We start from the raw sequence: 14,046 nt of genomic DNA, 5'->3' as shown, positions 1-14,046 counted from the left end.
CATCATTGCGATGAAGGTGGAGACTTTCGGACTGCAATCGGTTGCATACTTGGCGTCGGCCGTTGCTGTGACCGCCTGGGTAGTCCCGACGCCTGGGAATGGCGGGCGCCTGCGCAGCAATAGCCACTGGTCGGTGCATGGGCTTGCACGAGCGGCACGCCTCGGCTATGCGCGCCAGCTTCCAACATCTGATGATGGAACCTGCGGGAGACGCGCGTCGAGCGTGCGTCGTTCGTACCGCTAGACTCGAAACCGGGCTGTGCGCGCGAATGCGGGCGGCCCCTATCAAGAGAGTGACATGGCTAAAAAGATTACCGGATACATCAAGCTGCAGGTCCCTGCAGGCGAGGCAAAGCCCGCGCCGCCGATCGGGCCTGCGCTGGGTCAGCGCGGCGTGAACATCATGGAGTTCTGCAAGGCGTTCAACGCCGGCACGAGCGAACTGAAGAAGGGCATGCCGATCCCGACCGTCATCACGGTCTATGCGGATCGCTCGTTCTCGTTCGAGACGAAGACCCCGCCGGCATCGTACCTGATCAAGGAGGCCGCCGGTCTCAAGTCGGGTTCGAAGGAGCCGGGCAAGGTCGTCGCTGGCAAGATCAAGCGCTCGCAGCTGAGCGAGATCGCCACGACGAAGATGAAGGACCTCAACGCCAACGATATCGACGCTGCGACGAAGATCATCGAAGGCAGCGCCCGCGCAATGGGCCTCGAAGTGGTGGAGGGCTGATATCATGGCAAAGCTGACCAAGAAGCAGAAGGCCGTCACGGTCGACACCGTCAAGCTGCACGCAATTGACGAGGCGATCGCGCTCGCACGTTCGGGCGCCACGTCGAAGTTCGACGAGACGATCGAAGTCGCGCTGAACCTGGGCGTCGATCCGCGTCACGCAGACCAGATGGTCCGCGGCGTGGTGACGCTGCCCAAGGGCACCGGCAAGACCGTTCGCGTCGGCGTGTTCGCCCGCGGCGCGAAGGCTGAAGAGGCTCTCGCTGCAGGCGCAGACGTCGTCGGCGCGGAAGACCTGATGGAAACCATCCAGGGTGGCACGATCGATTTCGATCGCTGCATCGCGACCCCGGACATGATGGGCATCGTCGGTCGTCTCGGTAAGGTTCTGGGCCCCAAGGGCCTGATGCCGAACCCGAAGCTCGGCACGGTGACGATGAACGTCGCGCAGGCGGTCAAGGACGCCAAGGGCGGCCAGATCGAATACCGCGTCGAGAAGGCCGGCATCATCCACTCGGGCATCGGCAAGGCGTCGTTCCCGGCAGAAGACCTGCGCGCGAACTTCGACGCGCTGGTCGACGCCGTGGTCAAGGCCAAGCCGTCGGGCGCGAAGGGCAAGTATGTCCGCAAGATCGCGGTTTCGAGCACGATGGGTGCCGGGATCAAGGTCGACACGACGGAAGTCGCCGGCGCCTGATCGGCGTTCGCGCTTTCGAGTGTTAGGAAAAGGGCCGGGAGAGCGATCTCCCGGCCCTTTTTGCGTCAGGGCCGCGTGGTGCGCTCAGCTCGCATCGGCTGGAAAGTCTGCACCCAGGCTGATGTCGCGCGCCGCCTCAATCGCGGCGAGCCGTTCGCGCAGCTTTGCGGTCACGGCTTCATAGCCGAATGCGCCGAGCACCAGATGGCGCGGCGGCACGTCCTGGCCGACCGCGGCGATGATCGCCTCGCCTGCCCGGACCGGATCCCCGGCCTGCGTCCCGCTGACGTCCTTCGTTCCCGCCATCCGCGCGCCCGCGGTATCGGCATAATCGGCAATCTGGCTTGGCGTCTGGCGCAGCGATCGCCCCGCCCAGTCCGTGCGGAACGGGCCCGGCTCGACACAGGTCACGCCGATGCCCAGTGGCCCGACCTCGGCGAGCAGTGAGTCGGACCAGCCCTCGACCGCGTGCTTCGATGCCGCATAATAGCCCGATCCCGGAAACCCGATGAGCCCGGCGACCGAGGTGAAGTTGACGATGTTGCCGCTGCCCTGTGCGCGCATGATCGGCAGGACCGCGCGGGTGATCGCGAACAGCCCGAACACATTGGTGTCGAACTGGGCACGGATCTCGGCCTCGTCCCCCTCTTCGGCGGTCGCCTGATAGCCATAGCCCGCATTGTTCACGAGCACGTCGATCTGGCCGAACTTGGCCTTGGCCGCTGCGACCGCCGCCTCGACCTGCGCCTGATCGTTGACGTCGAGCGCGAGGGCGAGCGCGATGTCGTCATGGCCCTCGACAAGGTCGGCGACCCGGTCTGCATCGCGCGCGGTGACGACCGCGCGCCACCCGCGATCGAGCACCAACCTTGCGAGATCGCGGCCGAAGCCGGTCGAGCAGCCCGTGATGAACCAGACGGGCGATGCGGGGAGAGTCATGGACGAACCTTTCCGGATACGCTGGATATGCGTTCGCTGGAGGTAACGCCGAAAGCCGGGGACGGGTCCGTTCTGCGACCCGCCCCCTGCCCTGCTTACAGCCCGATGATACCGCCATCGTTCTTGGTGATGACGATCGTCGACGAGCGCGGACGCGACGGGGTCGCGACCGCGCCGGCCTGGTTCGCGGGCCAGCTGCTGGTGATGTTGGTGGGACCACCATTCTCGCCAGGATGCTGGATGTTGACGAACAGCGAGCGGCCATCCGGGGTCGAATGAATGCCAGTGATCTCACATTCTTTCGGTCCGACCAGGAAGCGCCGCAGCGTCGTGGCCGGTGCCTTGCCGATCCGCGTCGTGACCGTGTTGCTGGTCCCGCCGAGCGTGCTCGTCACGGCGCGCGTGCCGCCGTCGCCGACACGGCCCGGGATCGCCGCGAGCAGCATGCAGTTGGTGACGTCGGTATAGGCGCCGTCATCGGTCTCGATCCACATCACCGGCGTGACGTTGCCGGTCGGATTGCTCGGCAGGCCGAACCACAGGCCATCGGGCGACGAGAAGTCGTTCGTCGCGTCGAGCCCCGACAGGTTGATGTTGGTCGCATCGAGATCGCTGCCCGCACCGAATGCGTAGATGTCCCACGTAAAGGCGGTCGCCTCCGACGTGTCGCCGGTCTCGCGCAGACGGATGACATGGCCGTTGGCGTTGCCCGTGGTCTGGCCACCGGTGGTCTTGGGATCGGTATAAGCACGCGGGTTCGACGCATCGACATTGGCCGCGGTGCGCGACGAGTTGTTGGTCAGCGTGCAGTACATCTCGCCCGTCGCCGGGTTCACCGCGGTCCATTCGGGACGATCCATCTTGGTCGCGCCCAGGACATCGCCCGCCAGACGCGCATTGATCAGCACATCGGCCTGATCCGCAAAGGGATAGGTCGTATTGGCGCTGGTCAGCGGCCCCTGCCCGAACACGAGCGGCAGCCACTGGCCCGAACCGTCGGCGTTGAGCTTGGCGACATAGAGCGTGCCCGAGTCGAGATATTTGTCGCCGATCGCGAGCCGGTTGGTCGCGGTCGCGTCTGCCGCCGACCAGGGTGTCGCGGACACGAACTTGTAGATATATTCGTTCTGCGCATCGTCGCCCATGTAGAAGGCCGGCTTGACGCCCGCGATCGTGCGGCCGATCTCGCAACCCTCATGGTTCATGCGGCCGAGCGCAGTGCGCTTGCGCGGGGTCGAGGCGGGATCGAACGGATCGATCTCGACCACCCAGCCATATTGGAACGCCTCGTTGCGGAAATCGCCGGTGGCATCGGTCGCGGCGGTCGTGGTGACGTTCCAGCGCGCATAGAGCGTGTTGGCGGAATCGGCCGGCACGACCGACGCCCAGCCGTAATTGCCGTTGAACGTGGTGGCGTTGGCCGTCTCGCGGATACCATAGCGGGCGAGCGAGACATTCTGCTTGGCGGTCGACCCGCCCCGCGCAGCGACGTCACCGAACTGGCGACGGAAATAGCCCGCCCAATTCTCCTCGTTGGTCAGATAGGTGTGCCACGGCATCGTGCCGTTCGCGCAATTGTTGATCGTCCCGCGGCCCGCCGTGCCGTCGGTCGAATAGCGCGTCCTGAGCAGCGCATTGCCGCGGACCGGACCACTGAAGCTCATCGGCGTCAGCGGCGTGATACGGCGGTTGAGCGCCGAGGCGGGGACATAGCTCCAGGCGGTGGCCGACCGGCTGATCTCGATCACCGAGACGCCGTGGCATTCCATCTCCTTCAGCGCCTCGGACTCGGGGCGGACACCGCCCGCACCGATCGCGCCGCCAGTGCTGGTCGCGCCATTGGGGTGCAGATAGGCCTGGGTGATATTCTCGTGATTGAGCACGAGCAGGCCGCGCGTGTTGCCGTTGGCGTCGTGGGTGCTGCCGGTCGCGGCCAGCCCGAAATAGCTCATGCCGTCATGATGGTCGCCCGCACGGCGTGCGAAGTTCGTGTCGCTGCCGTCATTGGCATAGGCGCCGACGCCGCTCGCGATCGGATCGCCCAGGCGGTAGAGCACGGTGACGCTGTAGCCGGCCGGCACCGAGACGACGTCGGCAAGGCTCTTGGGAACCGCGGTGAAGTCGAGCCGCGCCGGGCTGACCGTGACGCTGGTCGAGGTCTCGCTGCGGATGCCGTCGGTGCTGGTGCCGGTGAAGGTGAAGGTGAGCGTGGTGTCGGCAGCGACGCTGGGTGCGGTGAAGGTCGCGGTCGCGGTGTTCGCGTTGGCGAGCGTCACGGCCGGGCCGCCGGTCTGGGCCCAGGCGACACCCGTCGCGCTGCCCGACGCTACCGTGCCCGTCAGCGTGACCGTCTTGCCTGCCGATGTCGCGCCCGAAGCGCCGGCCTGCACCGTCACCGCACGCCGCGGGTCATCCTCGTCGCAACCCGCGAGCAGCATGCCGCCGAACACCGCGGCGGTCGCGGCGGACAGGCCGCCCATCAGCGTCTGGCGACGCGAATAGCGCACCGCGATCAGATCGTTCAGATGCGGATTGGCGCTGGTGTTCGTGTCGATATCGCCATCGTGATAGGCCATCGTCATGTTCGTCGGAATTTTCATACGTCCCCCCGGATCGGCCGATCTGACCGCTGCGGGGAGCTTTGGCCGGGTAAAGCGGCAGTGCGGTGAAGGAACGGAGACACCTCCGCGTCAGTCGCGTGACGGTTCCGCGACACACACCGGACCGCATCTGGGCGATTGACTTCGCGACAGATTCGGCTATGCGGCGGCTTCGTTCGGCGGGTCCGCTTGCCGAACTCCGTCCGAGACAGTGGGTGCACCGGGTTTGCCGGCGCTTAATCTCCCACCTAGACGGGGAATGAGATTTTGCGGAGCGCTTCCGGCGCCTGCCCTCTCCCATGCCCCATCGACGAGACACCCGGAAGCGCGGGCTTGTCTGCGCCTCCGGTTAGTAACCGGGTCCACTGTGCAAATGGTGAACCTGAAAACGTGGAGAATGGCATGGATCGTGATCAAAAGACCGCGGCCGTAGCCGAGCTGAACCGCACCTTCTCCGAGGTCGGCGTCGTCGTTGTGACGCGCAACCTCGGCCTGACCGTCGCACAGTCCACTGTGCTGCGGAACAAGATGCGCGACGCCGGCGCGACCTACAAGGTCTCGAAGAACAAGCTTGCCAAGATCGCAATGGACGGCACCGACTACAGCTCGCTGGGCGACATGCTCACGGGTCCGGTCGGTCTGGCCAGCTCCATCGATCCCGTCGCGGCCGCCAAGGTGGCCGTGGAATTCGCGAAGACGAACGACAAGTTCGAAATCGTGGGTGGGGCGATGGGCGCGACGACCCTCGACGTCGACGGTGTGAAGGCGCTCGCAACGCTGCCCTCGCTGGATGAACTGCGTGCCAAGATCCTCGGCCTCATCGTGGCACCTGCCACGAAGCTGGCGACGATCACGCAGGCTCCGGCAGCGCAGCTCGCGCGCGTGCTTTCCGCCTACGCGGAGAAGGAAGCCGCCTGATCTTGCAGGCTCTTTCGTTACTTTTTGAACTGATGGGGCACATGCCCCGAGATGGAGATTTATCATGGCAGACCTGAACGCGCTCGTTGAGAGCCTGAGCGAACTGACCGTTCTCGAAGCAGCTGAGCTTTCGAAGCTGCTCGAAGAGAAGTGGGGCGTTTCGGCCGCAGCAGCGGTCGCAGCACCGGCAGCTGGCGGCGGCGCAGCCGCACCGGCCGCTGAAGAGCAGACCGAATTCGACGTCATCCTGACCGGCGACGGTGGCAAGAAGATCAACGTCATTAAGGAAGTCCGCGCGATCACGTCGCTCGGCCTGACCGAAGCAAAGACGCTGGTCGAGTCGGCTCCCAAGGCCGTCAAGGAAGGCGTGTCGAAGGACGAAGCCGCCAAGATCAAGGCACAGCTCGAAGCAGCTGGCGCGACCGTCGAGGTCAAGTAAGCCGCAGCTGGAGAGACGATTTAGCTTCGGCTAAATCGCACTCCAGCAAGGCCGGCCGGCGGCATTCATGCCGACCGACGAAGCAGGGGCTTTGCCCCTGCTGGCCGCAGCTAAAGAAAGGGCGGCCCCAGCGATGGGGTCGCCCTTTTTTCGTGCCTGATAGAAAACGACGGGGCCGGATCGATGCGACCCGGCCCCTCGCCTGCGCCCGCCTAGACTTCGATAGCGGGCGCATGGGGACGCGCGGCGATCCCGTCATACATGCGCGCGGGGATATCGAGCCAGAACGGCGCAAGCTTGGCCGAGTCGACCCGCTCAACACCGATCGCCCAGGCACGCGCGGTCTGACCGGCAATCGCCCCGCTGGCATAGCGGATGTTGACCGCGACGATCGGCACGAACATCGGCCGGTCGGCCGCGGTCATGCTGTGGATCGCCTCGCGCGACATGGCCGAGACCGTCCGGATCGTGCGTGACTCGCCCGGCGCGAGCGTGAACGGCGCGGTCGCCGGACGCGCGACCTGACCCGCATTCACCGCCGTCAGATCGGCGTCCTGTCCAGCATGCGCGCTCAGCAGGACCGCCTGGACCCGGATCGCCTCCGCGACGCCTGCGCCGACGTTCGTCACCACGAGCTCACATTCAGCCGTCGCGCTGAGGAGGTTCAGTCCAGCACGAAGCGGGCGCAGCTCGACCGACAGACGCGCCCGCTCCGGCTCGCGCGCACGCCGGTCGAGAAATTGCGGGGTTGCCGACGTCGCGGGCTCAGGCGCTGACGGCGGTACGATTGCCGGGGTCGGCGTCACCACCCGCGCGGGGCTCGGCGGGACCGGCGCCGGCGTGGGTAGCGGTCTTGCCGGCGGTGCTTCGGCGTCAATCAGCGGTTCGGGCTCGTGATAGTCCAGCCGATCATGCCGTTTACGCGGCCCCCTGCGCAGCAACCACAGCGCAATGACGACGATCGGAATGACCGCCAGCCACAGCCAGAACGGCATCGCCCTGCCCTGCTGTGGCGCGGCGATCGTGCGTTCGTTGGAAGCGGAGGACGGCGCGACGGCGGGGGCGACTTCGGGGCTCGCGGTGGTTGCCGGAACGGCTGGTGCCGGCGTGGTCGCCACCGGGGTGACGGTCGATGCGGGTGCCGAATCCACCCGACTGTCCGCTGCGTCCCGCGGTGCGACCGACGGCACGGCCTCGGTCGCACGCCTGGACGCCGTCGCGGCATCGACCCGCGCGGCCCTCGGCGTATCCGGGTCTGCACTGCGTGTCGCCGGCGCCCGCGCGGGGGTGCGGCTGCGCGTTGGCGCTTCCGCGGTCGTCGGAGCCGGCAGAACCAGTCGCGGCGTATCGGGTACGGGAACCGCTGCCGTCCCCGTGTCGCGGGCCTGTAGCGGCTCGAGCCCGCGAACCGTTCCGGCGGGCGCCGGTGGGGTCGACTGCTGCGACGCGGCGTCCGACGTCTGGCCCGCCTCCTGCGCGACCGCGGGCGGCGCCAGCGCCAGGCCAGCCGGCACGATCAGAAGCGCGCGGCGCCATTGTATGCTCATCGTCGAAAATTCCCTCCTGCAACGCTAGCGCGGGGAGGCCGAACGGGTCGCGGCGGCAAGCCGCCATGCGATGAGCCGCGCCGCGAGGGCGACCAGATGATCGTCCGCATCGCGAACTGCTGGCCTTCAGATCACGCGGACGTGCGCGAAGCTCCCCGCCGCCATCGGCCGCCCCCAGTAGAAGCCCTGTGCACAGCGAGCGCCCAGGTCACAGGCGATCGCGAGATGCTCTTCGGTCTCGACCCCCTCGACGACCGTGCTCAGCCCCCGCGCGTGGCAGGACCGGACGACCTCGCGCAGGATGCCGAGTTCGTGCACGTGCCGTGCGCAATGGCCGAAAAAGTCCTTGTCGATCTTCAGCTCGGCGATCGGCAACGTGAAGACGCGATCGAAATTCGTCGCCCCCTTGCCGAAATCGTCGAGCGAGAACACCACGCCCAGATCGCGCAACCCGTTCATGTCGCGGACCAGCCGCTGGGTATCGACCGGCCGGGCATCCTCGGTGATCTCGATGATCAGGACGCCCCGTCCCGGCCCGTTCGACGCGACGCCGCGTCGGCGCAGTTCATCGCCCAGCGCCGCCTGGAACACCGGATCGGCCAGCACCGCTTGGCTGCAGTTGATCGCGACCGGCGCGGACCGTTGCTCGACGCTCAGCGCAAGCCAGAGGTCGAGCGCGGCGGTGACCGCCTTCATCGTCGCTGCCGCCTCGATCCCCGCGTCAGTCATCGCGGCGAACAGCCATTCGGGGTTCACCCCCGGGATGTTGCGCAGCCGGGCGAGCGCTTCATAGCCGGCAACCTGATCGGTCGTCAGGTCGATCTTGGGCAGGAACTCGTAATGCAGGTTCGGCAGCAGCCGCGATCCTGCAAGCAGCGCCGCGATCATGCGCCGGTCGCCCGCAGCGTCTTCCGACCGGCCCGTTCCGGTCGCGAGCGACGCGAGGATCGCGGTGAGTGCGCCGATCTTGTAGGTCCGCTCGAGCGACCCGACGAGCGGATGCTCGCCGATCATCGCCTCGCCGAGGACGGCGGACGGATATTCGCCCGGCGGCCGCAACTCGATCACCGGGCAGATCCGGCCGTCGTGCCCGATCTGATCGAGCACGGTGATCAGATCGTCGCCCCGCGATTGCGCGTCGGCAATCACGACGTCAGGCGCGAACGCCGTTCCCGCCGCGATCTCCGCCGCATGGCCGATCCAGGCGACGGCATAGCCGCGCGACCGGAGCTCGGCATGCGCCTGGCACGATGCCGCATCGGCGGCATGGACGAACAGCAATCGCGGCAGCACGGCGCGCCCCTCCCCCGCCACAGGCAGATAAGCGGAGGCCGGGCTTGCCAGCCCCAGGCCGAAACCTGCTGCCGCACCCGGTGGGGGCGCCAGACTGGGATCGGCGCTCACGCGGACGGGTCCGACCGGGCGGCTATCGACATGGGCGTGAACTCGGCAATAGGGTGGACGCTGACGAATGACGGCTGAACGACACCGGCAAGGCCCCGCCGTGCGGCGGATTCAATCCCGGTAGCCAATTGGTATCTACTAATCCTGATCAGGACTGTCATCCCCGCGAACAGCGTCGCGTCCGCGCCAGGTCGCTCGTCGCCCAATAAGCCGTTGCGTGGCATTGTGATTTTATTACAAATATTTTTCCACGAGCCACTGCGCCGCGCTTTCCTGGCCGCAAGGGCATCCCGTCTTCGACATTTTCAGCGCGAGACCGGACCGCTTTGACAAGCGCCGGCCACCGTCCTATATAAGCCACTCACCACAGCATCCGGGAAATGACAGGCCGTCGCGCAGCATGTCGATCGTATTGGATGCCGGGGTTTCATTCGCCGAAAGCCGCCGCATGTGATTGCGCGCGGCCTTTTTGCGTTACTGCACGCCCCGTCCGGGGGTTCCCGGGCACGAAATTACGGCTGACCCGTCAGTTTATTGAGGGCAAATAACCTATGGCTTCCAAGGCGATCAACGAGGGCGCTGCCAAGCAGCGTCGCGACGGCGGCACCGCAAAGCGTCGCATCCGCAAGGTCTTCGGCAACATCCACGAAGTCGTGCAGATGCCGAACCTGATCGAGGTTCAGCGCGAGAGCTACGAGCAGTTCCTGCGCTCCGACAAGTCGATCGGCCATGTCTCGGGCCTCGAGAAGACGCTGCGCAGCGTATTCCCGATCCAGGATTTCGCCGGCACCGCCTATCTCGATTTCGACGATTACGTCCTTGAGCCGCCGAAGTTCGACGTCGAGGAATGCCGCCAGCGCGGGATCACCTATGCCGCGCCGATGCGCGTCACGCTGCGTCTGACTGCGTTCGAGGTCGATCCCGATACCGAGGCCAAGTCGGTCATCGATATCAAGGAGCAGGACGTGTACATGGGCGACATGCCGCTCATGACCGAGAACGGCACCTTCTTCATCAACGGCACCGAGCGCGTCATCGTCAGCCAGATGCACCGTTCGCCGGGCGTCCTGTTTGACCACGATCGCGGCAAGACGCACGCATCGGGCAAGTATCTGTTCGCAGCGCGCGTCATTCCGTATCGCGGCTCGTGGCTCGATTTCGAGTTCGATGCCAAGGACATCGTCAACGTCCGCATCGATCGCAAGCGCAAGCTGCCGGTCACGGCGCTGCTCTATGCGCTCGGCATGACGTCGGAAGAGATCCTCAACTACTTCTACAACCGCGTGACGTTCGTCCGCGGCCAGGGTGGCTGGATCGTTCCGTTCCAGGTCGAGAACTGGCGTGGCCAGAAGCCGATGTTCGACATCGTCGATGCGAAGACCGGCGAAGTCGTGTTCCCGAACGGCCAGAAGATCTCCCCGCGCGCCGCGAACAAGGCGTTCAAGGATGGTCTCACCGACCTGCTGATTCCGACCGAGGAAATCTTCGGCCGCTATTCGGCATACGACCTGATCGACGAGTCGACCGGCCGCATCTACATCGAAGCCGGTGACGAAGTGACCGCCGAGAACCTCGAGCTGCTCGACCAGGCAGGCATAGAGCGCCTCGACCTGCTCGACATCGATCACGTCGCAACGGGTCCTTGGATCCGCAACACGCTCAAGGTCGACAAGGCCGAAGAGCGCGAGCAGGCGCTGTCCGACATCTACCGCGTGATGCGCCCCGGCGAGCCCCCGACGCTGGAGACGGCCGAGGCGCTGTTCTCGGGTCTGTTCTTCGATCCGGATCGCTACGACCTGTCGGCCGTGGGCCGTGTGAAGCTCAACATGCGTCTCGACCTCGACGTCGAGGACACCGTCACGACGCTGCGCACCGAGGACATTCTTGAGGTCATCAAGACGCTCGTGAACCTCAAGGACGGCAAGGGCGAGATCGATGATATCGACAACCTCGGTAACCGTCGTGTCCGTTCGGTCGGCGAGCTGCTCGAGAACCAGTATCGCGTCGGCCTGCTCCGCATGGAGCGCGCCGTGAAGGAGCGCATGTCGTCGGTCGACGTGTCGACGGTCATGCCGAACGACCTGATCAACGCGAAGCCTGCGGTTGCCGCGGTCCGCGAATTCTTCGGCTCGTCGCAGCTGTCGCAGTTCATGGATCAGACCAACCCGCTGTCGGAAGTTACCCACAAGCGTCGTGTGTCGGCACTTGGACCAGGTGGTCTGACGCGTGAGCGCGCCGGCTTCGAAGTCCGCGACGTTCACCCGACGCATTATGGCCGCATCTGCCCGATCGAGACGCCGGAAGGCCCGAACATCGGTCTGATCAACAGCCTCGCGTCGTTCTCGCGCGTCAACAAGTACGGCTTCATCGAGACCCCGTACCGCAAGGTCGTCGACCACAAGGTGACCGACGACGTCGTGTACCTGTCGGCGATGGAAGAGGCTAAGCACACGATCGCGCAGGCCAACGCCGATCTGACCGGTGATGGCGGCTTCACCGAGGAGCTCGTCTCGTCGCGTCAGGCTGGCGAATTCCTGATGGCGCTGCCCGACAACATCACGCTGATGGACGTCAGCCCGAAGCAGCTCGTCTCGGTCGCCGCATCGCTTATTCCGTTCCTGGAAAACGATGACGCCAACCGCGCGCTGATGGGCTCGAACATGCAGCGTCAGGCCGTGCCGCTCGTCCAGGCCGAGGCGCCGTTCGTCGGCACCGGCATGGAAGAGACGGTCGCGCGTGACTCGGGTGCAGCCATCTCGGCCAAGCGTGCGGGCATCGTCGACCAGGTTGACGCGGCGCGTATCGTGATCCGGGCAACCGGCGAGATCGATGCCGGCAAGTCGGGCGTCGACATCTACACGCTGATGAAGTTCCAGCGTTCGAACCAGTCGACCTGCATCAACCAGCGTCCGCTGGTAAAGGTGGGCGACGTGGTCCGTGCCGGCGACGTGCTCGCCGACGGTCCGTCGACCGAGTTCGGCGAGCTGGCGCTGGGTCGCAACAGCCTCGTCGCGTTCATGCCGTGGAACGGCTACAACTACGAGGATTCGATCCTGATCTCCGAGCGGATCGTGAAGGACGACGTGTTCACGTCGATCCATATCGACGAGTTCGAGGTGATGGCCCGCGACACGAAGCTCGGGCCTGAGGATATCACGCGCGACATCCCGAACGTCGGCGAGGAAGCGCTGCGCAACCTCGACGAAGCGGGCATCGTCTACATCGGTGCAGAGGTCGAGCCGGGCGATATTCTCGCCGGCAAGATCACGCCGAAGGGTGAATCGCCGATGACGCCGGAGGAGAAGCTTCTCCGTGCGATCTTCGGCGAGAAGGCCAGCGACGTGCGCGACACGTCGCTTCGCCTGCCGCCGGGCGTGTCGGGTACGGTCGTCGACGTTCGCGTCTTCAACCGCCACGGCATCGACAAGGACGAGCGCGCGATGGCGATCGAGCGCGAGGAGATCGAGCGCTTGAAGAAGGATTCCGACGACGAGCGTTCGATCCTGAACCGTGCGACCTGGTCGCGTCTTCGCGAGATGCTGCTCGACCAGACGGCCACCTCGGCGCCCAAGGGCGTCAAGAAGGGCGTCGTGATCGACATGGATCTGCTCGACAGCGTCGACCGCCACGAGTGGTGGAAGTTCGCGGTCGCCGACGACAAGATCCAGAGCGATCTGGAAGCGGTCAAGATCCAGTATGACGATGCCGCCAAGCTGATCACGGACAAGTTCCACGATCGTCGCGAGAAGCTGGAGCGTGGTGACGAGCTGTCGCCGGGCGTGCTGAAGATGGTAAAGGTGTTCGTCGCGGTGAAGCGCAAGCTGCAGCCGGGCGACAAGATGGCCGGCCGTCACGGGAACAAGGGCGTCATCAGCCGCATTCTGCCGGCGGAGGACATGCCGTTCCTCGCCGACGGGACGCCGGTCGATATCGTGCTCAACCCGCTGGGCGTGCCGTCGCGCATGAACGTCGGGCAGATCTTCGAGACGCATCTGGGCTGGGCCGCACGCGGTCTGGGTCAGCAGATCACTCACGCGCTCGAAACCTGGCGCGAAGAGAATCCGGAGGCCAAGGCCGGAGCGATGCCGGAGGCGGTCCGCGATCGTCTCAAGACGGTCTATGGTGAGCAGTATCACGACGAGATCGACGCCCGTTCGGGTGACGAGATCATCGAGCTGGCCAAGAACCTGAAGGGCGGCGTGCCGATGGCGACGCCGGTGTTCGATGGTGCGCGCGAGGCGGACGTGTCGGCGATGCTGGAGCTGGCGGGTCTCGACCCGTCGGGCCAGTCGGACCTGTTCGACGGACGTACCGGCGACAAGTTCGATCGCAAGGTGACGGTTGGGTACATCTACATGCTCAAGCTCCACCATCTGGTCGACGACAAGATCCACGCACGGTCGATCGGGCCATACTCGCTCGTCACGCAGCAGCCGCTGGGTGGTAAGGCGCAGTTCGGTGGTCAGCGCTTCGGCGAGATGGAGGTCTGGGCACTCCAGGCCTACGGCGCGGCGTACACCTTGCAGGAAATGCTCACGGTGAAGTCGGACGACGTGGTCGGCCGCACCAAGGTCTACGAGGCGATCGTCAAGGGTGACGACACGTTCGAGGCGGGCATTCCGGAGAGCTTCAACGTGCTCGTCAAGGAAATGCGCTCGCTGGGCCTGAATGTGGACCTGAAGCAGTCGGAGCCCGGCTTCGACAGCGACGGCATCCAGATCGCGGCGGAGTAACGCGGTTGAACTAGCTCCCCTCCCGCGACGGGTTCCCAT

At 65.6% G+C, this 14,046-nt stretch carries 9 protein-coding genes; 5 read left to right on the top strand and 4 right to left on the bottom strand.

Translation table 11 applies throughout. From position 1 onward, the window contains the following. Nucleotides 1–298 precede the first annotated feature (298 nt). Nucleotides 299–730 carry a 50S ribosomal protein L11 gene (gene rplK / locus IFS44_RS04675; RefSeq protein WP_031392847.1) on the top strand — a complete coding sequence of 144 codons (432 nt, stop codon included), beginning with the start codon at nucleotides 299–301 and terminating at the stop codon, nucleotides 728–730. Nucleotides 731–734: 4 nt separating this feature from the next. Then, nucleotides 735–1,427, top strand: a complete 693-nt coding sequence (gene rplA, locus IFS44_RS04670; protein ID WP_031439626.1) for a 50S ribosomal protein L1 — start codon at nucleotides 735–737, stop codon at nucleotides 1,425–1,427. 84 nt (nucleotides 1,428–1,511) lie between these two features. Here rplA and IFS44_RS04665 read toward each other — a convergent pair whose 3' ends face one another. Then, on the bottom strand, nucleotides 1,512–2,366 hold the full coding sequence (locus tag IFS44_RS04665) for an oxidoreductase (RefSeq protein WP_192097688.1): 855 nt from the start codon (nucleotides 2,364–2,366) through the stop codon (nucleotides 1,512–1,514). 95 nt (nucleotides 2,367–2,461) lie between these two features. Beyond that, nucleotides 2,462–4,966, bottom strand: coding sequence for a PhoX family protein (locus tag IFS44_RS04660; protein WP_192097687.1), 2,505 nt, complete (start codon nucleotides 4,964–4,966; stop codon nucleotides 2,462–2,464). Between the two features lie 402 nt (nucleotides 4,967–5,368). Here IFS44_RS04660 and rplJ point away from each other — a divergent pair, with 402 nt between their 5' ends. Then, the gene (rplJ, locus tag IFS44_RS04655; RefSeq protein ID WP_031392843.1) at nucleotides 5,369–5,884 is read left to right on the top strand and encodes a 50S ribosomal protein L10; all 516 of its coding nucleotides are present in this window, start codon (nucleotides 5,369–5,371) and stop codon (nucleotides 5,882–5,884) included. Between the two features lie 64 nt (nucleotides 5,885–5,948). Then, nucleotides 5,949–6,323, top strand: a complete 375-nt coding sequence (gene rplL, locus IFS44_RS04650; RefSeq protein ID WP_031392842.1) for a 50S ribosomal protein L7/L12 — start codon at nucleotides 5,949–5,951, stop codon at nucleotides 6,321–6,323. A 212-nt stretch (nucleotides 6,324–6,535) separates the two neighbouring features. Here the strand turns inward: rplL and IFS44_RS04645 are convergent, their stop codons facing one another. Then, nucleotides 6,536–7,870 carry a hypothetical protein gene (locus IFS44_RS04645; protein WP_192097686.1) on the bottom strand — a complete coding sequence of 445 codons (1,335 nt, stop codon included), beginning with the start codon at nucleotides 7,868–7,870 and terminating at the stop codon, nucleotides 6,536–6,538. 126 nt (nucleotides 7,871–7,996) lie between these two features. Continuing rightward, entirely contained in the window at nucleotides 7,997–9,274 is a 1,278-nt protein-coding gene (locus tag IFS44_RS22755) for an EAL domain-containing protein (RefSeq protein ID WP_192097685.1), read from the bottom strand. Nucleotides 9,275–9,825: 551 nt separating this feature from the next. Between IFS44_RS22755 and rpoB the strand changes: the two genes are divergently transcribed. After that, nucleotides 9,826–14,007 (top strand): DNA-directed RNA polymerase subunit beta, encoded by a 4,182-nt coding sequence (gene rpoB, locus IFS44_RS04635; RefSeq protein WP_192097684.1) that lies wholly within the window; start codon nucleotides 9,826–9,828, stop codon nucleotides 14,005–14,007. Nucleotides 14,008–14,046 lie beyond the last annotated feature (39 nt).

This window comes from Sphingomonas sp. CFBP 13706 (genome assembly GCF_014842355.1).
GTDB classification, from domain to species: domain Bacteria; phylum Pseudomonadota; class Alphaproteobacteria; order Sphingomonadales; family Sphingomonadaceae; genus Sphingomonas; species Sphingomonas aerolata.
This window is presented reverse-complemented; position numbering and strand designations above follow the sequence as displayed.

Coding starts and splice junctions, on each gene's coding strand:
- rplK (WP_031392847.1), top strand. CDS start 299: ATGGCTAAAAAGATTACCGGATACATCAAGCTGCAGGTCCCTGCAGGC.
- rplA (WP_031439626.1), top strand. CDS start 735: ATGGCAAAGCTGACCAAGAAGCAGAAGGCCGTCACGGTCGACACCGTC.
- IFS44_RS04665 (WP_192097688.1), bottom strand. CDS start 2,366: ATGACTCTCCCCGCATCGCCCGTCTGGTTCATCACGGGCTGCTCGACC.
- IFS44_RS04660 (WP_192097687.1), bottom strand. CDS start 4,966: ATGAAAATTCCGACGAACATGACGATGGCCTATCACGATGGCGATATC.
- rplJ (WP_031392843.1), top strand. CDS start 5,369: ATGGATCGTGATCAAAAGACCGCGGCCGTAGCCGAGCTGAACCGCACC.
- rplL (WP_031392842.1), top strand. CDS start 5,949: ATGGCAGACCTGAACGCGCTCGTTGAGAGCCTGAGCGAACTGACCGTT.
- IFS44_RS04645 (WP_192097686.1), bottom strand. CDS start 7,870: ATGAGCATACAATGGCGCCGCGCGCTTCTGATCGTGCCGGCTGGCCTG.
- rpoB (WP_192097684.1), top strand. CDS start 9,826: ATGGCTTCCAAGGCGATCAACGAGGGCGCTGCCAAGCAGCGTCGCGAC.